Here is a 25,846-nt window from a genome sequence, read left to right as displayed (position 1 = left end):
CGCCTACGCGCTCTGCGCTGCATGGCGGCGCATGAACATCGCGGCCGCCACCGCCAACAACGCCACGCCGATGGCCTTGCCCAGCCAGCTGACAATGCTCAAGATCTTGACCGTGTCGATGACTCGGCGAACAGAGTCGAGGCGTTCGGTGCGGGTGGAATCGGACCAGGAGAGGGGGACGTCGAGAAGCGCACGCTCGTGTGTGTCATCGGCATCGACCATGGCCTGGGCCTGGCGCGCGTCCGTGGCCCAGAAGATGCGCGGGTGCTCCTCCTCGTTGACGATGGTGCCGGTTGTGGGCTCCACCCACACCGTGCGGCTCACGGCGTAGAAAGGCTCGAGGATGACGTGTGATTTCGGCTTGAGGTTGTAGCGCTCCAAGGACTCCGCGGAGTAAAAATCGCCCGCGGGGCCGGAGCGGTGGGCTGCGAAGGCGAAGACCTCCCCGAGCGAGACCGGCGCGACATCCTGGTGGAAGACGTAGGTGGGGATGCTGTCGAGCTTCTCATTGCGCAGGAAATCGATGGGCTCCGTGTCCTGGGTGAGCGGATCGAAGAAGGGATAGGAGCGCTGCTCCGCGCCGGAGGGGAAGAAGTAGCTGATGCCGTCGCGCTCCACCCGGTCTTCCACCTGCACGTCGAAGGCGGGAAGCTCGATGTGTTGCGTCGTGTTCGGCCCCGCCACCGGGTAGGTAGATTCGCGGTTGAGCTGGGATTCCTCGGTGATGTGCGCGATGGTCTCGCCGTTGAAGGTGAGGTCCACGGTGGACTGCGCGCGGGCCACGGAATCCTTCTTCGCGGGGGCGGTGGTGGTGTGGCGGGTGAACGTGGCTCCGTCGTGCTCCGCGTGGATCTCTAGGTTGAGGTCCCTGGGCAGCGGGCGGGATTGGTTGTTGTACAGCGGCGGAAGGATGGACCCGAGTATGAGGAATACCGCGGCGGCAATCGTCACCTGCGCTAGGCGGGAGCGAAGGAACACGTCAGCTCCGATCGGTCGAGGGATTCACTGCAGAAATAGTATCGTAGTGGGCCATGCGCTTTCTCCCTGAGCTCGAAGGCGTGCGTGCGCTGGCAGCATTGGCAGTCGTGGTCACGCACGTGTCTTTTCAGACGGCCACCGGCTGGGCCTGGGCTGAGCGCCTGGATTACGGGGTGGCGGTCTTCTTCGTGCTCAGCGGTTTCTTGTTGTGGCGCCGGCGGCACGTGCACACGGCGGGGCAGTACGTGCTCTCCCGCGTGGCGCGCTTGGCGCCGCTGTATCTGGTGTGTGTGGTGGTCGTGCTCGCCTTGCTTCCCGACGCTTCCCCCTTAACCCTCCCGCAAGTCATCACCAACCTGACCGGTACGCAGCTCTATATTGCCGATGGCCTGGTTCCCGGGCTCACGCAATTGTGGTCGCTGTGTGTGGAGTTCGCCTTCTATGCGGTGTTGCCGCTGTTGGCGTGGTTGTTGGATAAGCTCTCGGCGCGCCCGCGGGTTGCGCTTATTGCTGGAGCTGGCGTGCTGAGTTTGTTCTGGGGTTTTCTGCCGTTTGTGGCCGGGTATGAATCCGGCGATGTCAATACGCAGATTTGGCCGCCCGCGTATTTCTCGTGGTTTGCGGTGGGAATGTTGGCCGCGGAGGCCGAGGCCGCGCAGGTGCGCCTGCGTGCTGGGCGGATTGTGCGTCCCGCCTGTTGGGCGGTGGCGGCGGGCTGCGTGTGGCTGGCCAGCCGCGAGTGGTTCGGCCCGCAGGGCTTGGTGCATCCAGAACCGGGTGAGTTTGCGCGGCGCATTGCGGCGGGGGCGGTGTGCGGGGCGTGCATCGTGGTGCCGGTGGCGCTGGCCCCGCGGGAAAGCTGGCTTTCTTCCGAGGTGATGCGAGCGCTGGGCCGCTGGTCTTATGGTGTTTTCATGTGGCACGTAGCGGTGCTGGCCATTGCCTTCCCGCTGTTGGGCGTGTCTGCCTTCTCCGGCTCTGCCGGGGATTTCGCGGTGGTGCTGGTCTTCACGGTGGTGGTTAGCTGTGTGCTTTCTGCTGCGACCTACGCGCTTGTCGAGGTCCCCGGCCGCGACCTCATCCGTTCCTTCGCTCGCGGCCGCATCACCATTCCGCGTTCGCTGCCGCGCCTCGCCGCCGATTCCGCGAGCTCTGGCGGTTCAGGATCCCTTGCCAACGCCGCTGGTTTTATTGGTTCTGCTGGCTCGGCGGGGCCGTAGATGGCACTTCACTCATGGCATTTTCCAGAAGGCATTAGTCAAACGGTTTACTTGACCCCAAACAAACCTTTTACACCGCCGCAGATGGTTTCCTTCCCCCAAAGACACCTTTTGACTAGTACCTTTTGAGGGAAACCATCTGGGGTGGGGCCGGGTACCTAGGACGTGCGGCGGGATGGGAAGCAGGCACACGTGATAGCCGCGACGCAGAGCAATTGCACCAGAAGCGAGTCGCCGGCGTAGCCGTCCGTGGGCCAGGGTGCGCGGGCGAGCATCGCGCCCGCGGCCAGGGTCAGCGCGCCCGCCAAGTAGTCGGAGCGCAACGTGGTCCAGCGGGTGATAGCCCACGCCGCGGCAGCGGCGGCAACACCGGGCAGACCTGCGACGAGAGCCATCGTTGCCGCGATGAGCAGGGCTAGAAGGACACGCGCCGAGGAAGACGAGTGGGTAGCAGGGCTGGACGAGGCGGTGTTGTGTGCCGTGTAAGCAGCGGAGGCGGGGGAAGCGGAGTGAGGGCGCGGACTGCGGGCCATGACGAGCAGGCACAACGCGGTGGTCAGCGCGGCGAGCGCGCCGCCGAGGCCCAGGCCGACGCGATAGGCACGGTCGGCAGCAAAAGACATGTGGAAGGTGCCGCCGGCACCGGCGGGAATGAGGAAGGCCTGCGTGTCGGCATCGATGGAGCGCGGTTCGAGGGGCAGTGGTTCCGAGCTGGAGGCAGGCGTTGAGTCCGGCGCTGAATCTTGTGCTGAACCTGGCGTCGAGACCGCGGCTGTGCTGGGGGAGCGCAGCTCGCCGCGCAGGCCCTCGTTGAAGGCACGGCCGGTGATGAGGAGGCGGTCGTGGTCGGCGGGCTCGATGGGCTCACCAGAGGTGAGCCGAGCAAAGTCGTGGTTGCCGTCGGAAGCGAGCGGGGTATAGCCGGTGTCGGATGGGTCGGTTGCGGCGGCGGCCAGGTCCGCGGAGGAACCGGTTTTGTCCTCGGAAGCTGCGCGCGAGGAGGCGGGGAGGGGCGCAGGCAGGGAAGACGCGGTATCGGTCAGGGCCGCCCAGTCGCCGGTGGTGCGCACGAGGTGCTGACCGGCGGGCAGGTCGAGGGTGGAATTGGGGGCGTGGGGGGAGCCGTCGATAAGCACTGTCTTCTCACCGGAGACCCGCACCGTCATGTCGCGCGGGGTAGTAAAGGAGCGGATGAGGATGTGCTCGTTGTCCTGCTGGAAGAGGAACTGCTCGGCATCGGGCGAGGTATCGGGCACGGTGACGATGCGCCGCGGGGTGGGCTGATCCACGATGGAGGCTTCCGCAATTCCGGTGCGGCGCTGCGGCTCGATGCGGATGGTGGAGGCCTGCGCGCCGGGCACGCGAATATCGCGGGCGCGGTAGGCCTCCATGGTGACCGTCACCTTGGAATCGCCGTTGTGGATGGTCACCTCAGTCGTGCCCGTGGTCATCAGCCGCAGCGTGGGCGAGGTCCACGTGGAATCGGAGTGCAGCTCCAGCCAGCCGGAATCGCCTGGCGCTGGCCACCAGGCGGTGGAATTCTCACCGTCGACGGCCGCCGTGAGAGAGCGCGCCGGGTTCGCCCCGCCGAAGGAAGAGGCATCCGCGGCAGACGAGGACGCGGTGACGCGGCCATCGTGCTCCACCACCTGGGTCAGCGGGCCAGCAGAGGGGTAGTCGCGCAGCCGGTTGCGCACCGTCGATGGGTCGCTAGGGGCCAGCGGTGCGGAAACCGGGCCGGAAAGCGTGCCGTAGTTGCGGTCGCGCAAGGTGGGTGTGTCGGTGACGATATCGGCGTTGGAGGAGACGAGCTCGTGGGGACCGGAGAGGAGCGCGAGAGACTCCCCGCCGCCCGCCACGCGCGGCGGATCCGCAGGCGCCAGGTTCATGGAGAGGTCGCGGTCGAACACAACGACGTCGACCTCCCCGAAGGTGTGGACCTCGCCCGGGATGTGCTCCGAAGAACCAGACATGAGGTCGTGGCGCACCGCGACGGCCCCGATACCAAGGCGCTGCAACACTACGGGTGCCGTGGCTGGGTCGCGCTCGATCTGCGCCATCACACCGTCCAGGCCACGGATCGCCTCGGGCGGGATGAGGGGGACGGCGTCGCGGACGGCCCAGGGGACGTCGAGAAGCGGCTGCGCCGGCTCATCGCGCGTCCACCCCCAGTCCTGCCGCGCAAAGGAGGCCGGGGGGTAGATGAGCACGCGCGTATCCAGGCTGTTCATGAAAGAAGCGGCCTCCTGCCAATAGCTTGGCACCTCTTCGTACGCCCCCTTCGGCAGCAGCCGGCCCGCCCACGCCGGGGCGGTCGCGCCCACCACCACGAGGCACACTAAAAGGCCCGCTGCTTCACGACGCCCCGGGGTCAACGTCCGCGGCAACCTCACGCGGGCGGCAATCGCGGCCACGCCGAGTACCAGCGGGATGCGCACCAGCGGGTCGAACTTGTGCACGTTGCGCAGCGCGGCCAAGGGGCCGTCGAGCGCGTCGAGATACCACGCGGCATGCGTGCCGAGCACGGCCACACCCACCAACAGCATGAAGGCCCACTCGCGCGGCAGGCGGGCCAGGCCCATGAGGCCTAAGGCGGCAACGCCGATGGTGACAAGCACGAAGACCGGCTCGGTGGCCAGCTCATTGCCGGCGACGCGCTCGGTATCCACAAACGGCGCCCAACTGGTGGTGCCGCGCAGGATTTCTGCCAGGTTGAGCCACCGCGTGGTCACGCCGGCGGACTCGATGAATTCCGTAAAAGGCGGGGCATAGCGGCCCAGGATGAGCAGCGGGGTAGTCCACCACGCGGATACCGCAGCGCACCCGGCCAGCCACACCAGGCCAGCCTTGCCCGCGCGCCGCCACAGCAGAATCACACCCGCCGGCAGGCAGGCCGCCAGCGTGGCCGTGGCGTTGACCGCACCCATGCAGGCCACGGCGACGACCGAGGGCGCGGCATCCCGCCAGCTCAGTTCGCCCTTTCGCAAGAAAGGCAGCAGCACCCAGGGCGCGAGCATAACCGGCCAGGTCTCCGAGGAAATCGCACCCAGCGTGGTCAGCGTGCGCGGGGAGAGCGCATAGAGCAGACTGCCCATCAGCGCGGCATAGCCCGGCGCGGTGGGAAGCACTGTCCGGACAACGCGGAAGAAGCCCAGAAAGCCCACCGCTAAGACCAGGAACCACCACGCACGTTGCGCTATCCAATCCGGCAGTGGGTCCGCCAGCAGGAAAAACAAACCCTGCGGGAACAAGTAGCCATAGGCCTGGTTCTGCAACTGGCCCAGCGTGAAAGTATCGGTATAAGCATGCAGCGCGCAGCGCAAGAAATGCGCGGGGTTGGCCACCAGGTCGTGCTTAGTATCGGCGGCGGTCAGCCCCCATGGCTGCACCAGAACCACGAGGGCTAAAAAGAAAAGCCCCCCGATGTGTGCACGCACGCTACTCGCGGGAGCCGTACTCCGGCCCGCCCATCACGGCGTCGGAGGCCTTGACGGAATTATCGTTTGGAACGGCATCTGCCTGCGAGAACTGCGCGATGCCCAGGATGGTCACGACCCCCAGCGCTACGCCAACGACCGCGCTGCCCAGGGCCGGGCCCAGGGTGCGCTTGTTGAGTGAATCGCTGTCGAATGCCATGGCGCCAGATTCTAGCAGCTCGATGCCGCCTTTTAGGAGTGGCTCTCCGCGGCGTCGTCGTCCTCTTCATCGTTCTCCGGCGGAACGATGAACACCGGCAGGCCCGCGTTGCGCACGATGTACTCCGCAGTGGAGTTATTCCACAGTGAGCGGAAGCCCGTGAGCGCGCGGGTTCCGGTGACGATGACGTCGATGTCGAGTTCGTGGGCGGCGTCAACAATCGCGCTCTGAATCGTCGTCACCGATTCCACCAGGTGGGCATGGCCGCGCAGGCCAAGAGACTCGGCCTTGGCAATACCGCGGTGGCAGATGGCGAGGGCCTCTTCATAGGCCGGGTCATCCTCCACGCTGTCCGGTGAGACCGTGGATTGGTGCAGCCCGGTGCGGCTGACCGCGCGGGCGGCCTGGCGCGCGGACGGCTCCCACGCGGTGAGGATTTCGACGTCGGTGGGGCGCAGAAGCCGCGCGGCGTACTCGAGGGCGCGGTCGGCGCGGTCGGAGCCGTCATAGGCAATGAGCATGGTCTCTCCGTTATTCATGTGGCCATCCTAACAACCGGTTGTTGCCCGTGCGGGTGCTTCAGGCACACTGGTGGGCATGAAAAAAGCTATGCCCGCCCTCCTGTTGAGTGCTATCTGTGCGCTAAGCGCGTGCAGTACGGAGCCTGAGCTTTCCGACGCCCCGCCCAGCAAATCCAGCGCCGCGGCCCCGAGCGCCGCGTCGGGCGATGCGGCACCACAGGAAGCCGCGCCCGAGGACGTCCGCGCCCGCGCCGCCGCCACACTCATGCCGCCGGCGCTGAACTACGAGGATGCCCGCGCGAAGCTCGAAGCCGGCGTGGGCGGGCTCTTTATCCCGAGCTGGGCAGATCCTGAGCTACTCAGCGATGGCCCGCGGGGAGTAAACGCTTTGCGCGAGGAAATGGGCCGCGACTTCGAGGTCTCCATCGACTTCGAGGGTGGGCGCGTGCAGCGCTTCTCCGACATCTTGGGCGACTATCCCTCCCCGCAGGCCATGGCGGAGGGGCATAGCCCAGAAGAGGTCGAGGCCCTGGCCACAGAAATCGGGCACAGCCTGCGAGCCCACGGCGTGACGGTGGACTTTGCACCAGTGCTCGACGTGGATGGGGGAGACCTGGAGGTCGTCGGCGACCGCGCCTTCTCCACCGATCCGCAGGCCGCCGGCGATTATGGCGCGGCCTTTGCCCGCGGGCTGCAGGCCGCCGGCGTGAAGGCCGTGTTCAAACACTTTCCTGGCCACGGGCGCGCCTCCGGGGACACGCACCTGGGTGAGGCCGTGACCCCGCCACTGGAAGAACTGTACGGACACGAGTTCGTGTCCTTTCATACCGCCCTCCCACAAGCTCCGGAAGCAGCGCTCATGATGGGCCACCTCGTGGTGCCTGGGTTGGGGGATGAACCCGCCTCCCTCAACCCGCGGGCCTACCAATTAGCCCGCGAGGAACTGGGTTTCGAAGGCACCATTTACACCGATGACCTGGGTGGAATGGCCTCCATCTCGGAGAACTTCAGCGTGCCGGAGGCCGTGGCCGCGGCGCTGGCCGCCGGGGCCGATATGCCGCTGTGGTCCACCGACGAGGACATCAACGCGGTCATCGACGCGGCCGCGGAAGTCGTGGCCCAGCAGGAGGGCGACTAGTAAAAACTAGCTGGCAGACGTTAATCTCGTACACGTGAAAAAGGCAATCGGACACAGGCAGCAGCGGCGCAAAGGGCTTCACGTCACCCTTGGCGTGCTCGTCGGCCTGATACTCATCGCCGGCATCGCCTATGCGTGGGATGTGATGGCCAACCAGCACAAGGTTCCGCGCGCGACGTCGGTTGGCGGCGTGGACATCTCCCGCATGGAGCGCACTGCCGCAGTGGAGAAGCTGGAGCAGGAACTCGGGGACGTCGCAGCCCAGCCCGTGGATATCCGTGCCGGGGAGAAAAGCTCGCAGCTTATCCCCCAAGACTCCGGCCTAAGCCTGAATTATCAGAAAGCCGTCGACGGCATTCCTGACGCTTCCCTGAACCCCTTCTCGCGCCTGTACAGCTTCATTAAGCCCACCCAGGAAATCCCTGTGGCCGTGGACGTCGATGAAGATCAGCTCTCCGGGGAGCTCGAGCGCGTTGGCAACGATCTGAAGATCGAACCGGAAGATGGAAACTTGGAGCTTATCGATGGCTCCCTCAAAGAGACCAAACCCAAGCTCGGCCAGGCGGTGGGAGAGGGGGAGTTGCACGAGGGCGTCGTAAAGCACTGGCTCGACCCCGAGGGCGTAGACGTCGAGCCGATGGTGGTGGAGCCTCAGATTAATGATGAGGCGATTGAGGCCATGCGCACCGGGGATGCCGCCCGCGCGCTGGATAACCCGCTCACTCTGAAGGGCGAGAACAACACCGCCGGCACCCTGCGCAAGCCGGAGATTTCCCAGTTCGTATCCATCGCCGCCGAAGACGGCGAGCTGCGCCTCAAGGTGGACAAAGACCGCGCGCGCGAGCTCTTCCAAGAGCGCATGCAAGGCTCCGAGGTGCCCGGCACCAACGCCAAGATTTCCTTCAGCGGAAATGACAAGCAGATCACGCCCTCGGTGGATGGCTCCATCATCGACTGGGAGAAAACCCTCGAGGGCTTCGAGGACCGTGTGAGCAGCGAGGACGACCGCGAATGGGACGCCGATTACAAGCCGGACCCCGCGGACTTCACCACGGAGATGGCGGAGAAGGCCACCTTCGATGACACCGTGTCCGAGTTCTCCACCGGTGGCTTCTCCGGGGCCTCCGGCACCAATATCCGTCTGGTGGCCCAGCAGGTCAACGGTGCCGTGGTCAACCCGGGCGAGACCTTCTCCCTCAACGGATACACCGGCCCGCGCGGAACCGCGCAGGGCTATGTGGAATCCGGCATCATCATCGACGGTCACGCGGGTAAGGCCGTGGGCGGCGGCATCTCTCAGTTCGCCACCACCTTGTACAACGCCGCGTACTTCGCGGGCATGGAGGATACCGCGCACACCCCGCACTCCTACTACATCTCGCGCTACCCGGCCGGCCGCGAGGCCACCGTCTATGAAGGCGCGATTGACCTGCAGTTCAAGAACACTTCGAACCACCCGGTGCGCATTGAGACCGACTTTGGCAGCGACATCACCGTGCGCTTCAAGGGCGTGAAGACTGTCGAGGTGGAGTCCATCAACAACGGCCGCTGGGCCAAGACCGAGCCGCAGCGCAAGTCTGTGAGCGAAGATTGTTCGCCCTCCTCCGGCGCGCCAGGCTTTACCACCTCCGATACCCGCGTGATTAAGGACCTGTCCGGCAAGGAAATCTCCCGGGAGACGACCACCACGGTCTACGACCCGCAGCCCATCGTTACTTGTGGCTAGCCCATGACTCGGCCGATGCACACCGCGGTGAAGGACCCGGCGGACGTCGATCAGCTGGCCCAGCACCCGGTTGCCTTCCGCCGCGTCGCCGGCCTCTTCGCTGCGCACCGCGGCACGCTGCTGCTGGTGGTCGCGCTCATCATGGCGACGTCTGGGCTGACCGTGGTGCAGCCTTTCCTCGTGCGCCGCACCGTGGACGAGGCGATTCCTGAGCACGACACCACGCTGTTGCTGTGGCTCGTCGGCGGCATGCTGGCCATTACCGTGGTCTCCCAGGCCATCGGCGTTATTCAGTCCTTCCTGTCGGCGCGGGTGGGGCACACCATCATGCACGAGCTGCGCACGCAGGTCTTTGCCAACCTGCAGCGCCAATCCCTGCAGTTCTTTACCAACAACCGCGGTGGGGAGATTCAGTCGCGCCTGACCAATGACATCGCGGCGATGCGCGGCATGGTGACCACCACGGCGACGTCCGTGGCCAGCAACCTCACCATGACGGTGGCCACGCTGGTGGCGATGGTCGCGCTCTCACCCACGCTGTCGCTGCTGTCCTTGCTGGTGCTGCCGCCGGCCGTGTGGCTCACCCGCCGCGCCGCCGTGCTGCGCCGCAGCCTCATGGAGAAAAACAGCCGCGCGCAGGCAACGTTGCAGCAGACCATTTCGGAGAACCTGTCGGTCTCCGGCATGCGCCTGGCGGCCACGCTGGGCGCGCAGGAGCGGGTCTATGGCTCGTTTGAGAAGACCTCGCGTTCCCTCATCCGTTTGGAGCTGGAGTCGCAGTTGGCCGGGCGCTGGCGCATGGCGCTGACGCAAATCATCTTCGGCGTGATGCCGGCCCTGATTTACCTGGTGGCTGGCCTGCGCCCGGGGATTACGATTGGCACGCTCATCGCCTTTTCCACCCTGCAGACCCAGATTTTCCGGCCCATTACTGGCCTGCTCAACGTGGGTGCGCAGTGGGTGGCGTCGATGGCGCTGTTCAGCCGCATCTTCGAGTACCTGGATCTGGAGCCCGAACTCACTGAGGCCACCCGGCCCGCCCAGCTTGCCGACGCCTCCCTCACCCTCCACCACGTCTCCTACCGCTACCCCGGCACCGACACCGACGCGCTGAGCGACGTCTCCCTTTCCATCCCCGCCCACACCACCACGGCCCTTGTGGGGCATACCGGTTCCGGCAAGTCCACTGTCGCCGCACTGTTGGCACGCCTAGCCGATCCCACCGAAGGCACCGTGCACCTGGGCGGGGTAGATCTGCGTGACATTCCACCGGCGCAGCGCGCGGCGGTCATAGGCGTGGTTTCCCAGGAGACCTACCTCATCCACGGCACCGTGCGGGAGAACCTCCTCTTTGCACAGCCCGATGCCAAAGAGGAACAGATGTGGGCGGCGCTTAACGCCGCGCGCGTGGACGAGGTCATCGCCGCGCTTCCCGACGGGCTGGATACTCTCGTGGGCTCGCGCGGCTACCGTTTCTCCGGCGGTGAGCAACAGCGCCTCTCGCTGGCGCGTACGCTGCTGCGCCGCCCACGGGTGCTCATCCTGGATGAGGCTACCTCGGCCCTCGACAACGAAACGGAGCGCGCCATCCAGGATGCAGTGCTTGGTGCGGACGCCACCCGCCTGGTCATTGCGCACCGCCTGTCCACCATCCGCGATGCCGACCAGATCGTCGTCCTCGATGCCGGCCGCATCGCCGAACGCGGCACCCACGCCGAACTCCTCGCGCGCAACGGCGCCTACGCCGCGCTCCTTCGTGCCGCCGACGAGGCTCAGAGTACGTAGAGAGCTCTTGTCAGGAATCTTAACGCAATTAACTCTTTGGTACGTGGGCTGTTGAAGGCTGAGAATCTAAATGAGTTCAGGGTGCCTTGAGCGCTCTTGGTGACGCTTCCTTTTATGGGTCATCAAAGGGGATGTTCTATCTGGTGGTATTGGCAGCATATATGGTTCGTTTCGTCGTCGTTGGAAGGTGCTCTCTGGGAAGCTACTCTCCTGCGTGAAGCTTGCATTCTATGTAACGGGTGTAAAATCGAGCAGGCTTACCCCCTTAAATGGGCAATGTGTTCAATTTCACACGAAACTAGATGACGTCTCGAAAACATTAGTTGAACTGCAGAAGGAGTCTTCACGTTTGGGTGGACCGTGCGGATTCTTGAGAAGTTTAGCCGGTTTTGCGGGGGAGGAGCTTTAGTCGGGGACTTTGCCCAACACGCTGGGATAGAATCTAGTTATGTAATCCACAGGCTATCGTTAGTTAAGGTTGGCGCCTGCGTAGACGTTTCCACCTGAAAACTACTCTCGGCAGGCGAAAGATTCTTAGCAACGAGTCAGGTCATGGTGCGTGAACCGTGGGGAATGGATTGCACACAGCCAATGAGGCGCGGTGCCTCATTTCAGAACTCGTGTAAAGGACCAGTTTCCGTGAACAAGATCTCTCGTACCGCTCGTTCGGTTACTTTCGCTGCCGTCGTTGGCCTCTCTATGGGTATCTCCGCTCCGGGGGCCCTGGCGCAAGACGGTGCTGTCGATGCACAGCCTGCTGCTGAGCAGGGCGCCGTGAACAAGGCAAACATCAATTTCAACCAAAAGGGCTCTATTACCCTCTTCAAGAAGAAGGGTGCTGAGTCTGGTACTGCAGCTACCGGTCAAAAGATGGAAGGCGTTCCGGGCGAACCGCTCGCTGGCGTCACCTACAAGATCACCAAGCTGAATTACGACCTGCAGAATGGTGACTGGTCCAAGTTCCCGAAGGCTGCTGCAGATGTCAAGGACGGAGATAAGACCGATACCACCTTCGAGAAAACCACCGCCGGCGAGGGTGAGGCGAAGTTCTCTGATCTGCCTTTGGGCATCTACTTGGTAGAGGAAACTAACGCTCCGGCCGGCATCGTTGCCGGTGCTCCGTTCATCGTGTCGGTGCCGATGGTTAACGAGGCATCGGATGCCTGGAACTACGACGTCATTGCGTACCCGAAGAACACGGAAACCAAGACCGAGAAGACTGTCAAGGATGCAGATCAGAACATCCAGGACGCGTACACCTACACCATCAACGCGGATGCTCCGACCTGGGGCGAGGGCAAGAGCTTGACGGCCTTCCGCTTCGAGGATCAGCTGGATCAGCGTTTGGACTTCCAGAAGGTCACCGAGGTCAAGGCTGGAGAGACCGATCTGGGTGCCGGTGACTACGAGGTCAACAATCCGGCTGAGAACGGAAACAAGCTCGTCGTTAAGCTGACCGACCAGGGCCTTGCCAAGGTCAAGTCCGGTGCCAAGATGTCCCTGACCTTCGAGGTTAAGCGCAAGGCGGTTGGCGACACCACTGAGCTGAAGAACCAGGCTGATGTCATCTTCAATAACCCGAACACCGGCAAGGAAGTCAAGAACCAGACCGACGAGGTCGTGACCTACCACGGCAAGCTCAAGGTTGTTAAGAAGGACGGCAAGGTCCTGGAAGGCGCTGAGTTCGAGCTCTACCGATGTGCCTCCGCGCAGGATAAGCTCGAGAACCCGCTGACGGTAAACGGCGCGAAAAAGTGGACCACCGGCGCCGACGGTACCTTCACCATCGATGGCCTGCACGTCACCGACTTCGAGGATGGCAAGGAGGTTGTTCCGGCAAGCAAGAAGTTCTGTCTGAAGGAGACCAAGGCTCCGGCTGGCTACGCCAAGCTGGACAAGCCGGTGGAGATCAACTTCACCCGCAAGGACATCGCAGCTACCGGAGAAGGTGACGACGCGGTGACTCTGGTTGCTAACGTTGACAACGTCAAGCAGGATACCCCGAACCTGCCGAATACTGGTGGTGCCGGTGTGGGCATCCTGGCTGCTATTGGCGCAGCGATTGTTGCTGCTGGTGCTTGGTTCGCTCGTCGTACCGCGCGCAACTAATAGCCGGGCATAGTTCCGGTGGCGCAGACTGTCCATGATGGTCTGCGCTGCGGGTCGGGTAATCAAAATATGGTGCTCGACCCAGTGAGGGGACTGGGCTAGGTATAGACTTCAGTCCCCTTCATTCTCTTTCGTTGTAATCCCGGTCGCGCTGCGCTAGCGCGTGGGACATTCTTTTGGGTGGTGCGGGTCGTTGACTACGGTGGTAGGCCAAAATGCAGGCCGACGGCACAGGCGCCGTGGAGGCCTAGTCCTTCCGGCGGTAATCGTTGTCGTTGGGTTGTTGGTGATGCTGTACCCAGTGGTCTCGACCGCATGGAACAATTGGAACGCCTCAAGAGTGGCGCAGGAATATGCGCGACTGGATAAAGAGACACCGGCGCAGGTGCAGGATTCGGTGTGGGATGCTGCACATGCATACAACGAAGAACATACGTCGGGTCCGATCTTGGATCCGTGGCTGAACCGTATCGGGGTAGACAATCCCGACTATGAGGCTTATTTGAAGCAGTTGGGTGAGACCGAAGCGATGGCCCGCCTCGTGTTCCCAGCAGTAGACGTTGATCTTCCGGTGTTTCATGGCACCGCAGATAAGACACTGCAGCGTGGTTTGGGGCATTTGTATGGTTCTGACCTGCCGGTCGGTGGATCAGGAACCCATTCCGTCATTACGGGGCATACGGGTCTGGCAAATTCGACGATGTTTGATCACCTCGACTCTGCCACCGAGGGAGATGTGTTCTATATCCAGGTTGCTGGCCACAAATTGAAGTACGTCGTAGACGACATTCAAGTTGTGCTGCCGAGCGAGGTAGATGGCCTACGGCCAGTCGCTGATCAGGATTACGTCACACTGATTACGTGCACCCCGTACGGGATCAACACGCATCGCTTGCTGGTGCGTGGCCATCAGGTTCCTATGGAGCCTGGGGAGGAGTCGGTGTTTGAAAACTCCCATGGTCCGGGCTGGCAATGGTGGATGTACGCGCTGTTGGCTGCGGTGATTGTCATTGGGTGTTGGCTGGTGTGGTGGCTGCGTCGCCAGAAGGCGGCTACCGGGGTGCAAGAAGTTATTAATAAGGAAAGTAGCGTGCGGGAGTAAGGCGATGAAGAGGTTGACAAATGCATGGTCGGCCCGAGTGGTTGCCGTCGGAGTAGCGTGTGCGGTTGTGTTCGCAGGGCCGGGCGTCGTTGCTGCAGAAGCGGTGCAGGTTGCCGGGCAGCAGTCCACTGGTGCGGAACGCACTTCGGCTACGGATACAGTGACAATCCGGCTGACACAAGGCAATCCCAACGACGATGGCCAGCCGCCCTCGGGAAAAATCCAAGGTGTCACAATTCATCTGGACCGGCTTGCCGGCTTGGACCCGACCAACGCTGACGACGCAGCCCGCGTACGGAACGCGAATCTCGACGAGGTTCGTGATTGGCGCACCGATGTGCACGTGGATCTGGTCACCAATGCCAATGGCGAGGTGACGTTTGATGGTCTAGCTCATGGCTTCTATGTGGTGACGTCTACAGCGCCGGATGATTCCTACCGAGAGATAAACCCGTTTGTGGTGGCGGTTCCATTCCACACGGTGGTAGATAACCCGAAACCAGTACCAGGAGTAATCGTGGCTAAGACCCACAAACCGGGTGAAACGCCGACGCCACCCACGTCGTCATCTGCTCCGAGCGCTCCGCCGTCACGCCCGGATACCCCGCAAACACCTCCGAACTATCCACCGACTAAACCAGGGAAGCCACCTCACCAACCCGAGACAACGCCGCCGGGTACTCCAAGTGCCGGTAAGACCTCAACCCCAGTAACGTCGTCGGGCAATGGTGGCTCATTGGCGATGACCGGTGCACAGGTAATCGGTGTAGTAGCCGCAGCGTTGGCATTGATTGCCACTGGTTTCGTGATGATTGCCTTTAGCCGTAGGAAGAATTCAGAAAGCGAGGGACGCTAATGTCCTGGACAGATTCTCATCCGGTCGAGCCGGTTGTGTACCGCTGGCGTGCTCTTGCGGCGTTCATTGCTGCACTGGCTCTCGTTGTTGGTGTTGCTGCACCGGCTGCTCTGCCCGGAATCGTTGGTGCCGTCGCCGAAGCACAAACCACGGCTCTGCGCACCGAGCTCGATTCTGCAGACCAGCTGAGCCTGACTGCTGGCGACTCCGCAACATTTGCAGGCCACTTTGTTGACGCCGGAACCGTGGAGGAGTTGGAATTCACTGTTGAGACTGCAGGACTGGAGTTCGACGGCTCGGCCTACACACTGACTATCGACGGCGAAGTGATCCCCGTCCGCGAAGGAGACAACCTCGTTGTAAAATCAACCAGCTCTTCAGTGACTTTCCGAATCACTGGCCTTTCTACTGACGTGCCAGCAGGAGCAGCTTTCTCATTGAAGACCCCAGCGGTCGCAGAGGATTCCGAACTTAGTGGGATGTCCGTCGATGTGCGGGGAGTAGCCGAGGAGACGCCCAGCACGTCTTCAACGGAATCCAGCGAAACCCCAGAAGCTCCTTCGGAAGTGACTGAGCCGCTGGAAATTGCTGACGTTGACGAGGCTCCAGCTCGCCTGATGGCAGCACCGAACATTACCCCGTACGCTGCAGGCGACCGCACCATCACGATGGTAAACGATGGATACGTGCTCAAGGGAAGCCGCTATATCCCGAACTTTAAGATTCCGGCCGGTGAGCTTTTTGGCGGCCAGCTGTCCATTCCGCAAGGCACGGTGGTTACCCTCAAATCCAGCGTTAACAGTTATTTATCGACTAACCCTGATGACCTGACGATCTATTACACCGGTGCCAACGGAGGTTGGTATGAGGCGAAGGTGACCTACAAAAGGATTAGCGCCAAGGAATACCAAGTCATCCTGCCGCAGATTACTATTGGCGGCACCGCACAGATTCAGTTTAAGGGTGTTCACCGCGGGCCAGCCGATACAGTGTTTACAGCTTCCTTCACCGTTCCTGCGAAAGAGGAGTGCCAAGATCCGGTTACAAGCAGACAGCCAAAGCGCGATCTCACCCCAGCTGAATTTGCTGACGGTAGCCCTGTCTACGTTGTGACCAGTGAGCCAAAGGATCTTCGCCGAGATACTTCTATCCTGAGCCGGCAAGTAAATCAAGGCCAAGACTTCCGGTCGGTGGGGGAAAAGTCGCGGTGGGTTTACAACGCCCTCGCCTTCAACTCGAGTGATAACTGGCTTTATGCGGTAAGCCAGATTCGCGGTCAAAATGGTGATCCCTGCTACCCTGCAGGAAATCTCCTGCAGATTAATCCGGCGACCGGTGTGGTACATAACCTTGGGCCTATCCTTACGTCCGGAAGCACCGGTACCCCTTTCGAAACGAGCAGCGACCGGGATCTGCTTAACGCGGGCGTGTATACCAGCGAGGGTTTCTTCGTGGCTAACACGTCTACCTCTGGTACTCGGCGCCTTTATAGAATCGATGTCGATAATGTCACTGCTAAACGCGTGTTCGGAAACCAGCAGTCTTTTTCGGAGGACTGGGCGGTGCTCCCTCAAGCCCAGAAGTACATGTGGGGCTTCCAGAGTAGATCTCAGGCCGGCGACAAGCTGATTCTTGAACGCATCGATACTCAGACCGGGGCAGTCAAGACCTGGGATCTCACGGGAATCAAGACTTTGGACGGGCGCACTATCTCCAACCCCTCCGCCTCGTGGGGCAAGGCATGGACCTATTCCAATGGAAACCTAGGGTTTGGATCGGGTAGTTCGGCTGCGAATCAGCTGGGTTTTGAGCTAAAAATCAGTAACCCGGACTCCGAAAGTCCGACGTTCGAGTTGGTCAACATAATGAACAACCTGCCTGCTTCATTTAACACGGATGCTGCTTCCGATCTGGTGCCGCCGCCGCCAGCGCTGCAATCCAACATTGCAGTGAAGAAGCAACGCTCCGAGACCAAGGCGGTAAACGGCGAGGTCCGTACTTTCTGGACCATTTCGGTGGAAAACACCACAGCTAACGCCAGCTCGGGAGGCACGTTCTGGGAGTACCTACCAACGGATACTCACTATGGGGTGAATGCTTCCGGTCCCACTGCTAAGTTCGAAGGCTTTGGGCCTGGATCCACACTCGTCAACGGGCGTAATCCAGGGCCTAACGAGATTGGCCCGGGGGCCGGTATTTATGCAGGCATGACTGTCCCGTCCGGAGCGGACGGTGAGTCCCGATACATGAAGGGCTATGTTGGTACACTTCCAGGACACGCGAAGGTAGAGTATGTCGTCTCTGCGCCGGTGCGAACGGATAAATACGGCAACCTCAAGACGGTGTGTAGCCCGAACAAAGTGGCTTTCCAAGCCACTGATGGTGAGGCCGGTAGCGACAACGTTGCTACTGAAGCCTGCTTCAGCAAGGTTGCTGTCGACAGTGCACCGCAACCTGTTCCTGGTGCGGCGAATGAATATACCGCGAAGTACAACGTCGTAGTAGCCGCCCCGGATGCTCCCGGCTTCGACACCAATGAGGTGATCTACGGAAAGCTGACGGATACCCCGAAGTTCGTTGGTGCCGCCACGGTTACTGGGGCCACTGTGGTCTTCAAGGACGAGTTCAACAAGACCAGCCAGCCGCAGTCGTACCAGGGGGCCGGTCCGTATGAACTCAACAAGAACGACACTCCAAAGATCATTAAGCCCAAGGGCGTCAATGGAAGCTCCGGGCAGCACGTCTACGAGGTGACGGTGCGCTTCAAGCTGGATCGAACCAAATTGAATAGCACATCCGTCCCTGCCGGGTACCCGAGTCAGCCTGCCGGTAACTCCCGCTGCTACACCAAGGATGGCCTACATGAACCCAACTTTGGCCTCATGAACGAGGCAGAGATGGGCGGTTGGAAAGACACCTCTTGTATCCCGCTGGAGACCAAGCAGATGGATGTCCTGCTTGAAAAGGTTAGCTATGATCCAGCCGCGCCGGACAAGATTCAAACCGACGAGTTGCTCGACGGCGCGCAGTTCACCGTCCACCGTGGTGACGCTGACGGCAACTTGAAGCTCAACGCGGATGGCACCGTCAATACTGATGCTAACCCCGTAGTGAAGCAGTCCACGACCACCACCACAGGCCGCGTCAAGCTCGAAGGCTTGGATGCCCCTGGCGTGTACTACCTCATCGAGACCAAGGCGCCGGACGGCTATAACCTGCTGCCCGCGCCAATCAAGTTCTCGACGGAGTGGGATCAGGATGGCAATGCAGTCATCAAGGTGCTCTCCGGAGGAACTGCTATCACCAGTAGTAGGTGCGCTGAGTCCGACACTGCTGCCAATTGCGTAAAGAAGGTCGGCATCCTTCAGGTCGCCGACATCACCAAGGGTGCACTGCCCAAGACCGGTGGTGAGGGCGTAGGCCTGTGGGCTCTCGCTGGTGCCGCTATTGTCGCGGCAGGGTGCCTCGCTTTGCGACGCCGCTGGGTATAGAACCACCGCTTGCGGCTACTTTTAGAAAAGGCCCGCTCTTCCAGGGAAGGGCGGGCCTTATTGCATGTTCATTGGCGGTTAGGAGTCTTGCGGGTCGTCGTCAAGCGCGGTGTCCTTGGCGTTGCTGACATATTTGCGCCACCAGTAGATGAGCAGAAGCACGATGATGGCAGCGGCAGCCAGGATGGCCCACATCCACCACTGCCAGTGAACACCCGAGCTGTTGAATGCGGCCTCGTCTTCCGGATCCATCGGCACTCGGTGGCCGGTGACGAGCAAGCGGTGGGTATTTACGCCGTAGGGAGTGCAGGTAATGAGCGTAACGAGGTCCTGGCCAGACTCACGGTGAAGCGAGCTGGTGTCTGCTGGCTCGACGACCCGAATATCGTGCACCTCGTACTTGAGCTTCTCGCCGCCGGCGGCAATATAGAAAGCATCACCTTTCTTGACCTTGGTGAGATTGTCCCACAGCGTGGCATTCTGTAGACCCGTGTGAGCAGAGAGCGCTGCGTGCCTGCCCTCGCCGTTCCCCACGCCACCGACAGGTAGGTCCGTGCCGTAGAGGTGGCCAGCGCCGCGGGAGAGTGCCTTCTCCGACGTGCCGTGATAAATGGGCAGATCGGAATCAATAGAGGGGATAACGATGCGGCCCATGGCATCGGTCTCCGACAACACAGACAGGTACTGACGGTAGTGCTGGTACTCGGGAGAGTCTTCGTCATCGGTGGTGGTCCAAGCGTCTTCCACACTGATGTGGCCCAGCTGGGCATTGTAGGTCTGTGCCTCGTCCCACGCGGTGTGCAGGACCTCAGGCGGGGCTTGCTTCTCCAGCTTGGCGTATTCCTCCGCGGCGCGGGATTGGGTGTGGTTGTTCCACTGCGTGGCCACCACGGGGTAGAGCAAGACGCCGAGGCCGACGAGGATCAGAATCAACGCAATGATGGCGTTGGGGTTGACGCCCTTTTTCTTGGGTGCGTCGGTGTTTTCCGCTGGTTCGTGCTTGCCCATTGTGTCCTGCCTGTGTGGGGGTCTGTTGCCGCACGCCCTGGTATTGACGTGGGGGTAGTTTTTGAATCTCAGGCTAGGGACGATGTAGCTCTGAGAGAAAACGTGTCTGTCTAGTCGCCGATAACGAAGCACAGGGCTTCATACCGATTCAGAGTGGCCTCGTCGATGGCTAAAATTTGATCAACCGCGCGCTGTTCGCGGAGCTCATCGATTGTGCGGGGCGCAAGATCTTGAAGTACATGCTCACGTTCAGCGCGAAGCTCCGCTGTGGTTTTGGGCGTGAAGATAGGGGCTGTCATGGTCCATCCTGTAGGTATGAAATTAGTCCATGAACTGGTAAAACACGTGGAGCCGACGACGGGAATCGAACCCGCGCCAGCAGCTTGGGAAGCTGCAGTTCTACCATTAAACTACGTCGGCGCAATGCAGAATGTGCATCGTCATAAAGCTTAGCACCGCCGCCGCCCGAGGCCATAAAAGGCCCAGTGGGGAGGTAGACTATCAACCGTGCTTCTTTCTGATCGTGATATCCGTGCCGCCATTTCCGCCGATGATTCAGAGCGTTTGAGCGTTGAGCCTTATGACGCCGAGATGATTCAGCCTTCCTCCATCGATGTGCGCTTGGACAAGTTCTTCCGCGTGTTCAATAACTCGCGCTACACGCACATTGACCCGAAGGAAGAGATGCCGGACCTCACCAGCGAGGTGGAGGTGGCCGAGGGCGATGCCTTCGTGCTGCACCCGGGCGAATTCGTCCTCGGCGCGACGTTGGAGAAGTTCACCCTTCCGGCTCACCTGGCCGGCCGCCTCGAGGGCAAGTCTTCACTGGGGCGCTTGGGGCTGCTGACGCACTCCACGGCGGGGTTCATTGACCCTGGTTTCAGTGGCCACATCACGCTGGAGTTGTCTAATACCGCGAACCTGCCCATCACGCTGTGGCCGGGCATGAAGGTAGGACAGTTGGCTATCTTCCAGATGTCTTCGCCGGCTCAAGCGCCATATGGTTCCGGAGCGTTGGGCTCGAAGTATCAGGGGCAGCGCGGGCCAACACCCTCGAAATCCTATCTGAACTTCCGTTAAACTTTTCGTTCTCGCCGCGCGCTTCAGGTCAACCGCGCCTAAAATTCCCGGTTATGCGTATGACTGTGATTGGTACCGGCTACCTAGGCGCGACGCACGCCGCTTGCATGGCGGAGCTCGGCCACGAGGTGCTCGGCGTAGATGTTGATGAACACAAGATTGAAGCTCTCAAGAACGGCTGCGTGCCCTTCTACGAGCCCGGCCTGCCGGAGGTGCTTGAGCGCAACATCGAGGCCGGCCGCCTAGATTTTTCCACCAGCTATGACGACGCCGCGGAGTTCGCCAACGTGCACTTCCTCGGCGTGGGCACCCCGCAGACGCATGGATCCTATGCAGCGGACCTGACCTACGTGAAAGCCGTCATCACGGAGCTCGTGCCGCGCCTCAAAGGCCAGCACATCATCTTCGGCAAGTCCACCGTCCCAGTGGGCACTGCGGCACAGCTGCAGCAGATGGCTAATGACCTCGCTCCGGAAGGCACAAGCGTGGAGATTGCCTGGAACCCGGAGTTCCTCCGTGAGGGCTATGCCGTCAAGGACACCATCACCCCGGACCGCATCGTCCTCGGCGTCGGCGAGGCAGGGCTCGCCGACGGTGTAAGTAACGCCGAAGAGGTTGCCCGTGAGGTCTACGCCCAGCCGCTCGCGCAGAACACCCCGTTCATCGTGACGGACCTGCAGACCGCGGAACTGGTGAAAGTCTCCGCCAACGCTTTCCTGGCCACCAAGATCTCCTTCATCAACGCGGTCTCTGAAATTTGCGAGATTGCCGGTGCGGACGTGGTCAAGCTTGCCGACGCCATCGGCTACGACGAACGCATCGGCCGCAAATTCCTCGGTGCGGGCTTGGGCTTCGGCGGCGGCTGCCTGCCCAAGGATATCCGCGCCTTCATGGCGCGCGCCGGCGAGCTGGGTGCGGACCAGGCTCTGACCTTCCTCCGTGAGGTCGACGCCATCAACATGCGCCGCCGCGATCGCGTCGTGGACTTGGCCAAGCAGGCTTTCGACGGATCCCTCCTCGGCCACCGCGTCACCGTTCTGGGCTGCGCTTTCAAGCCCAACTCCGATGACGTCCGCGATTCGCCGGCGCTCTCCGTGGCCGGTTCGCTTTCCCTAGCAGGAGCCGCCGTGACGGTCTATGACCCGCAAGGTATGGAGAACGCTAAGAAGGTGTTCCCGACGTTGAACTACGTGGCGTCGGCAAGCGAGGCGCTCAAGGACACCGAGCTGGTCATCCTCGCTACTGAGTGGCAGGAATTCCGCGACCTCGACCCGGCTGAGGCCGGCGAGCTCGTGGCCCGCCGCCACATCATCGATGGGCGCAACGTGCTCAGCGTCGATGCTTGGCGCGAGGCTGGCTGGACCGTCGAGGCGCTTGGTCGCGTCCTTCCGGCACAGTAAACGCCGCAATCGCGGTGGTCAGCGGTACCGCAAGTGTCAAGGCCATCGCGCCCAGCAGGGAGCGCAGAACCTCCGTGGCGACGAGGTCACTGGAGAGGATCTGCAGGGCTGGGCGCTGCGCCGCCGTGATGAGCATGAGCAGGGGCAGGGCCGCGCCGGTATAGGTCAGCACGATGGTATACACCATGGAAGCGATATGGTCGCGGCCCACCTTCATGGCTGACATGAAAAGCGCGCCGGGCCCGGCTGCGGGGTCGGCGGCGTGGAGCTCGCGCACGGTGGAGGCCTGCGCCACCGCGATGTCGTTGAGGCTGCCGAGCGCGCCGATGATGAACCCGCACAGCAGCACGCCCACCACGGAAACCCCTGGCATGTAGAGCAGTAACTTGAGGTTATCTTCCGAGCTCGAGCCTGTTAGCGCCGTGCTGCTTATCGACGCCCACCCCAACGCCCCCGACAACGCTAGCGCCACCAATGCGCCTCCCAGGGCGGAGGCTGATTTCCAGTTCACGCCGTGCACGAGAGGAACGGCGAGGAAAAGGATGGCCGCGCAGGTCACGAGCGCTAGTGGCAGCGCCGAATGGCCCTCAATGAGAGAGGGGATGAGGTAGAAGAAGACGATTGCCAAGCTGATTACAAGACCCACCAATGCGCGCAGTCCGTGCCAAGCGGCGAAGCCGACGATGACAAGGGCCGCGATGATAGCCCACAACGCAAGGTTTCCATTGCGCTGAAAATCAGCGAAGGCATAGGTGCCGTCGCTGGAAACTGTCAGAATTACCTCGTCACCGGGGTGGAGGGTCGGGTCACTGGCCACGCCATAGAATACGAGCTGCGTCTTGCGGCCTGCGTCTGCGCCGGAGGTCAGGTCAATGAGGGCGCGGGAGCAGGAGGTGTCGTCGCCCTCGGCGGGGATGAGCGGGGCCTCATCGAAGGCGCGGCCCGTGTGGGGATCGGAGCACAGGTGGTTATCCACGGTCTCGACGGTGCCTTCGACTTGTGGATGATTGAGGGCGTAGGTGGTGGAAAAGTCCGGGCTGGTGTGCTCGGATGGCGGGGTGGTGGGGCGTAGTAGAAACAAACCCGCAAGCGTTATCAGAGCGGTGAGGCTAAGAAAACTGATGAGCCCAGTACGCCACGGATTCAGGTTAGTCATGCCTATCATTGTGAATGAGTTTCATTAAAAAGAAAACTAATGATGACGCGATCAACAAGTTATCCACAGGCTGGCGGCGGCGCCGTTGTGCGGTGCGGGTGGGGCGTTTAGCGTTGCTGGCATGAACCTTGTGGAAGCGCATCTTCGCAGCCAGGCGGCGGGCATCGAGCTTGTCGCCGGCGTTGCGGGGCTCAGCTTCGAGCAGCTCCGGGCGTGGGGTCCGGAGTCTGCGGCACGCTCTCTGCTGGCGCTTTTCGACGTCTACTTTGCCTCCACCGCCTTCACCCGCAAACAGGCGCGTGCGGTTGCGGCCGCCCGTGCCAATGGGCACGACCTTCCCACGTTGCTTCTCATTGAACGCTTCGCGGGAAGGCTGAAGAAACAGCGCCAGGCGTGGGATCTGCGCATTGAGCTGTGCGGAATCACTGGCGATGAGAAGGCCGTGGCCCGCTATGCGCGCAAGCGCATTCGCGAGCTCAGCCCGCCGACCACGCCGAAGCCTGGCGTGACAATTCGCCGCGGCAAGGAGCTGTCGAAGCTCACGCTCACGGCCCCGGCCGCGCTCATCGAGGACTTGCGCCCCAACATCGATGAAGACGATCCGGTCGGCTCGTTTACGGCTGCGTTTCGCGAGGGCCGTCTCGCCCGCCCCGTACCCCAGACCCTCGCCGTCATGGAGCTTCCCGAGTACGCCAAGATCCTGGGCCGCTTGGGCGACCCGTCCACGCCGCGCCCCGACTCCGCCGCGCCCGCAGCGCCGGACCTCGGGGATATCGTGATTCAGCTATCGAACGGCGCCAAGATCACTGGTCAGGAGCTCATCGAGCGGGAGTTCGCCGAAGAAGGCCTCGTTATGCTCGTTGACCGCGTCAAAGGCCCCGTGGAACTCCACCGCACCCAGCGCGTCGCCTCGGAGAAGCAGCGCATCATGGCCAGCGGTGAGCAACCCACCTGTGCCTGGGATCGCTGCCTGGACGGCGCCGACTATTGCCAGATACACCACATCAAAGAATGGAGAAACGGCGGCGAGACGAATCCCGAAAACCTCACTCCGCTGTGCAAGTACCACAACGCCATCAACGGCCTGCCGGGCCGGGGCCGGATCGTGCGCGAAAACGGCAAGATTAAATGGGTACCGGCTGGGCCCCGCGATCCGCGTGAACCGGCCCACCCGCATCGCGCGCCGCGTGCCCAGCGCATCCGCAAGCATGAGACAGCAAGCGCGGGCTATGGACACGCCCCTCCCCGCACCACAGAACTCGTGACGCCGCCGGCACGTTCCGAGCCGGGCAGCCCCGCCCCGCCCGAGCGCTAATGCTTGAGGCAGGGGGCGCGCACGCTTGTGTGCCGAGCGGCGCCTCTTTACGCCTGCCCGATCGTGGGAAGCCTGGCCGTCAGTAGCGTGCAGGGCTACTGGCGGTAGCTCACCAGGAAGTTGCCGAGGCGCTCAATCGCGTTCTCTAACTGCGAGGCCCACGGCAGCGTGACCACGCGGAAGTGATCCGGCGTGGGCCAGTTGAAGCCGGTGCCTTGCACCATGAGGATTTTCTCGGCGCGCAGGATGTCGAGCATGAGCTTTGAGTCATCGTGAATCTCATACACGTCCGGATCCAGACGCGGGAAACAGTACAGCGCGCCCATCGGCTTCGTCACCGACACACCCGGAATCTCATTGAGCTTCTCGTAGGAAATATTGCGCTGCTTGAGCAAGCGCCCGCCCTCACCAGTGAGCTCATAAATGGACTGCCGCCCACCCAGCGCCACCTGAATCGCGTGCTGCGCCGGCACATTCGGGCACAGGCGCGTACCCGCCAGCAAGTCCAAGCCCTCGATGAAGCCACGTGCATGGGACTTCGGGCCCGTCAACACCATCCAGCCGGCGCGGTAGCCGGCCACGCGGTAGGCCTTCGACAGGCCATTAAACGTGATCGTCAGCAGATCCGGGGCCAGCGAGGCAATCGAAATGTGCTTCGCACCGTCATAAAGAATGCGGTCATAAATCTCATCCGCCAGAATCAGCAGGTTATATTCGCGCGCCACATCGACGATTTTCTGCAGCGTCTCACGCGAGTACACCGCACCCGTCGGGTTATTCGGATTAATGACCACAATTGCCTTGGTCTTCTCCGTTACTTTTGCGCGAATATCTTCAATGGACGGATTCCAATCATCCTCCTCATCGCACAAATAGTGCACGGGCGTGCCACCCGCCAGCGACGTCGCCGCCGTCCACAGGGGGTAGTCAGGGGCGGGGATGAGAACCTCATCGCCGTCGTCAAGCAGCGCCTGCGTGACCATAGAAATCAGTTCGGAGACGCCGTTGCCCAGGTACACGTCATTGACGTCGAAGCTGGGGAAATCCTCCAGCTCATAGCGCGTTACAATCGCGCGCCGCGCCGGAATAATACCCTTCGACGTGGAGTAGCCCTGGGAGGTCGGCAGCGCCGCAATCATGTCGCGCATAATCACGTCCGGCGCATCGAAACCAAACACCGCCGGGTTGCCGGTGTTGAGCTTCAGAATGCTATGCCCGTCGAGCTCCATGCGCTCGGCCTCCGTGGAAACCTCGCCGCGAATATCGTAGGCAACGCCCTGTAGTTTGGTGGATTGATCAAAAATCCGGTTGTGTGTCATGCCGGA

The 25,846-nt window shown here is 62.0% G+C and carries 19 protein-coding genes and 1 tRNA gene; 11 read left to right on the top strand and 9 right to left on the bottom strand.

The genetic code is table 11. The features are described 5' to 3' along the window. Positions 1 to 3 precede the first annotated feature (3 nt). Entirely contained in the window at positions 4 to 978 is a 975-nt protein-coding gene (locus HMPREF2537_RS04485) for a PorA family protein (protein ID WP_070525879.1), read from the bottom strand. Between the two features lie 53 nt (positions 979 to 1,031). Here HMPREF2537_RS04485 and HMPREF2537_RS04480 point away from each other — a divergent pair, with 53 nt between their 5' ends. Further along, on the top strand, positions 1,032 to 2,198 hold the full coding sequence (locus tag HMPREF2537_RS04480; protein WP_070525877.1) for an acyltransferase family protein: 1,167 nt from the start codon (positions 1,032 to 1,034) through the stop codon (positions 2,196 to 2,198). Positions 2,199 to 2,356: 158 nt separating this feature from the next. Here the strand turns inward: HMPREF2537_RS04480 and HMPREF2537_RS04475 are convergent, their stop codons facing one another. The 3 genes from HMPREF2537_RS04475 to HMPREF2537_RS04465 are packed head-to-tail and all read right to left on the bottom strand — an operon-like array spanning position 2,357 to position 6,373. Next, a complete protein-coding gene (locus HMPREF2537_RS04475) occupies positions 2,357 to 5,635 on the bottom strand; it encodes an alpha-(1->3)-arabinofuranosyltransferase domain-containing protein (RefSeq protein WP_070525875.1) in 3,279 nt (1,092 codons plus the stop codon). 1 nt (position 5,636) lies between these two features. Next, complete coding sequence (locus HMPREF2537_RS04470) at positions 5,637 to 5,834, bottom strand: DUF2613 domain-containing protein (RefSeq protein WP_010188604.1); 198 nt, start codon at positions 5,832 to 5,834, stop codon at positions 5,637 to 5,639. A gap of 32 nt (positions 5,835 to 5,866) precedes the next feature. Further along, complete coding sequence (locus HMPREF2537_RS04465; RefSeq protein ID WP_070525873.1) at positions 5,867 to 6,373, bottom strand: universal stress protein; 507 nt, start codon at positions 6,371 to 6,373, stop codon at positions 5,867 to 5,869. A 58-nt stretch (positions 6,374 to 6,431) separates the two neighbouring features. Between HMPREF2537_RS04465 and HMPREF2537_RS04460 the strand changes: the two genes are divergently transcribed. The 7 genes from HMPREF2537_RS04460 (at position 6,432) to HMPREF2537_RS04435 (ending at position 18,562) form a co-directional block, all read left to right on the top strand. Beyond that, positions 6,432 to 7,493, top strand: a complete 1,062-nt coding sequence (locus HMPREF2537_RS04460) for a glycoside hydrolase family 3 N-terminal domain-containing protein (protein WP_070525871.1) — start codon at positions 6,432 to 6,434, stop codon at positions 7,491 to 7,493. Positions 7,494 to 7,527: 34 nt separating this feature from the next. Beyond that, positions 7,528 to 9,219 carry a VanW family protein gene (locus HMPREF2537_RS04455; protein ID WP_070525868.1) on the top strand — a complete coding sequence of 564 codons (1,692 nt, stop codon included), beginning with the start codon at positions 7,528 to 7,530 and terminating at the stop codon, positions 9,217 to 9,219. A 3-nt stretch (positions 9,220 to 9,222) separates the two neighbouring features. Then, positions 9,223 to 11,004, top strand: a complete 1,782-nt coding sequence (locus HMPREF2537_RS04450; protein WP_070525866.1) for an ABC transporter ATP-binding protein — start codon at positions 9,223 to 9,225, stop codon at positions 11,002 to 11,004. Between the two features lie 639 nt (positions 11,005 to 11,643). Then, positions 11,644 to 13,113, top strand: coding sequence for a SpaH/EbpB family LPXTG-anchored major pilin (locus tag HMPREF2537_RS04445; protein ID WP_070525864.1), 1,470 nt, complete (start codon positions 11,644 to 11,646; stop codon positions 13,111 to 13,113). Between the two features lie 193 nt (positions 13,114 to 13,306). Next, positions 13,307 to 14,215, top strand: coding sequence for a class C sortase (locus HMPREF2537_RS04440; protein WP_049378962.1), 909 nt, complete (start codon positions 13,307 to 13,309; stop codon positions 14,213 to 14,215). A 4-nt stretch (positions 14,216 to 14,219) separates the two neighbouring features. Continuing rightward, positions 14,220 to 15,071 (top strand): SpaA isopeptide-forming pilin-related protein, encoded by an 852-nt coding sequence (locus tag HMPREF2537_RS12425; protein ID WP_083298966.1) that lies wholly within the window; start codon positions 14,220 to 14,222, stop codon positions 15,069 to 15,071. Beyond that, the gene (locus tag HMPREF2537_RS04435) at positions 15,071 to 18,562 is read left to right on the top strand and encodes a prealbumin-like fold domain-containing protein (RefSeq protein WP_070525860.1); all 3,492 of its coding nucleotides are present in this window, start codon (positions 15,071 to 15,073) and stop codon (positions 18,560 to 18,562) included. Before HMPREF2537_RS12425 ends, HMPREF2537_RS04435 begins: the two co-directional genes overlap by 1 nt. A gap of 78 nt (positions 18,563 to 18,640) precedes the next feature. Here the strand turns inward: HMPREF2537_RS04435 and HMPREF2537_RS04430 are convergent, their stop codons facing one another. The 3 genes from HMPREF2537_RS04430 to HMPREF2537_RS04420 all read right to left on the bottom strand — a co-directional run bounded on the left by HMPREF2537_RS04430 (position 18,641) and on the right by HMPREF2537_RS04420 (position 19,990). Then, positions 18,641 to 19,570 carry a class C sortase gene (locus tag HMPREF2537_RS04430; protein WP_070525858.1) on the bottom strand — a complete coding sequence of 310 codons (930 nt, stop codon included), beginning with the start codon at positions 19,568 to 19,570 and terminating at the stop codon, positions 18,641 to 18,643. Positions 19,571 to 19,680: 110 nt separating this feature from the next. Further along, positions 19,681 to 19,869 (bottom strand): hypothetical protein, encoded by a 189-nt coding sequence (locus tag HMPREF2537_RS04425; RefSeq protein ID WP_070448130.1) that lies wholly within the window; start codon positions 19,867 to 19,869, stop codon positions 19,681 to 19,683. 47 nt (positions 19,870 to 19,916) lie between these two features. Further along, positions 19,917 to 19,990, bottom strand: a tRNA-Gly gene (locus HMPREF2537_RS04420). 87 nt (positions 19,991 to 20,077) lie between these two features. Here HMPREF2537_RS04420 and dcd point away from each other — a divergent pair. Both dcd and HMPREF2537_RS04410 read left to right on the top strand, forming a co-directional pair. Then, positions 20,078 to 20,650 carry a dCTP deaminase gene (dcd, locus tag HMPREF2537_RS04415; protein WP_070525856.1) on the top strand — a complete coding sequence of 191 codons (573 nt, stop codon included), beginning with the start codon at positions 20,078 to 20,080 and terminating at the stop codon, positions 20,648 to 20,650. 53 nt (positions 20,651 to 20,703) lie between these two features. Next, a complete protein-coding gene (locus tag HMPREF2537_RS04410; RefSeq protein ID WP_070525854.1) occupies positions 20,704 to 22,050 on the top strand; it encodes a UDP-glucose dehydrogenase family protein in 1,347 nt (448 codons plus the stop codon). On the opposite strand, the gene HMPREF2537_RS04405 is transcribed toward HMPREF2537_RS04410, so the two are convergent. Continuing rightward, positions 21,980 to 23,206, bottom strand: coding sequence for a YibE/F family protein (locus HMPREF2537_RS04405; protein ID WP_070525852.1), 1,227 nt, complete (start codon positions 23,204 to 23,206; stop codon positions 21,980 to 21,982). The genes HMPREF2537_RS04410 and HMPREF2537_RS04405 overlap by 71 nt on opposite strands. Positions 23,207 to 23,327: 121 nt before the next feature. Here HMPREF2537_RS04405 and HMPREF2537_RS04400 point away from each other — a divergent pair, with 121 nt between their 5' ends. Continuing rightward, the gene (locus HMPREF2537_RS04400; RefSeq protein WP_070525850.1) at positions 23,328 to 24,521 is read left to right on the top strand and encodes an HNH endonuclease signature motif containing protein; all 1,194 of its coding nucleotides are present in this window, start codon (positions 23,328 to 23,330) and stop codon (positions 24,519 to 24,521) included. 95 nt (positions 24,522 to 24,616) lie between these two features. On the opposite strand, the gene HMPREF2537_RS04395 is transcribed toward HMPREF2537_RS04400, so the two are convergent. Next, on the bottom strand, positions 24,617 to 25,840 hold the full coding sequence (locus tag HMPREF2537_RS04395) for a pyridoxal phosphate-dependent aminotransferase (protein ID WP_070525848.1): 1,224 nt from the start codon (positions 25,838 to 25,840) through the stop codon (positions 24,617 to 24,619). Between the last annotated feature and the right edge of the window lie 6 nt (positions 25,841 to 25,846).

It is taken from the genome of Corynebacterium sp. HMSC074E01, from assembly GCF_001808885.1.
Classification (GTDB): domain Bacteria; phylum Actinomycetota; class Actinomycetes; order Mycobacteriales; family Mycobacteriaceae; genus Corynebacterium.
The sequence above is the reverse complement of the archived record's forward strand: the minus strand, read 5'-3'. Positions and strand labels throughout refer to the sequence as shown.

Bases quoted from the DNA above. Each gene is read 5' to 3' on its own strand.
- HMPREF2537_RS04430 (WP_070525858.1), bottom strand. From the start codon at position 19,570: ATGGGCAAGCACGAACCAGCGGAAAACACCGACGCACCCAAGAAAAAG.
- HMPREF2537_RS04450 (WP_070525866.1), top strand. From the start codon at position 9,223: ATGACTCGGCCGATGCACACCGCGGTGAAGGACCCGGCGGACGTCGAT.
- HMPREF2537_RS04405 (WP_070525852.1), bottom strand. From the start codon at position 23,206: ATGACTAACCTGAATCCGTGGCGTACTGGGCTCATCAGTTTTCTTAGC.
- HMPREF2537_RS04480 (WP_070525877.1), top strand. From the start codon at position 1,032: ATGCGCTTTCTCCCTGAGCTCGAAGGCGTGCGTGCGCTGGCAGCATTG.
- HMPREF2537_RS04410 (WP_070525854.1), top strand. From the start codon at position 20,704: ATGCGTATGACTGTGATTGGTACCGGCTACCTAGGCGCGACGCACGCC.
- HMPREF2537_RS04425 (WP_070448130.1), bottom strand. From the start codon at position 19,869: ATGACAGCCCCTATCTTCACGCCCAAAACCACAGCGGAGCTTCGCGCT.
- HMPREF2537_RS04470 (WP_010188604.1), bottom strand. From the start codon at position 5,834: ATGGCATTCGACAGCGATTCACTCAACAAGCGCACCCTGGGCCCGGCC.
- HMPREF2537_RS04395 (WP_070525848.1), bottom strand. From the start codon at position 25,840: ATGACACACAACCGGATTTTTGATCAATCCACCAAACTACAGGGCGTT.
- HMPREF2537_RS04460 (WP_070525871.1), top strand. From the start codon at position 6,432: ATGAAAAAAGCTATGCCCGCCCTCCTGTTGAGTGCTATCTGTGCGCTA.
- HMPREF2537_RS04400 (WP_070525850.1), top strand. From the start codon at position 23,328: ATGAACCTTGTGGAAGCGCATCTTCGCAGCCAGGCGGCGGGCATCGAG.
- HMPREF2537_RS04465 (WP_070525873.1), bottom strand. From the start codon at position 6,373: ATGAATAACGGAGAGACCATGCTCATTGCCTATGACGGCTCCGACCGC.
- HMPREF2537_RS04435 (WP_070525860.1), top strand. From the start codon at position 15,071: ATGTCCTGGACAGATTCTCATCCGGTCGAGCCGGTTGTGTACCGCTGG.
- HMPREF2537_RS12425 (WP_083298966.1), top strand. From the start codon at position 14,220: ATGAAGAGGTTGACAAATGCATGGTCGGCCCGAGTGGTTGCCGTCGGA.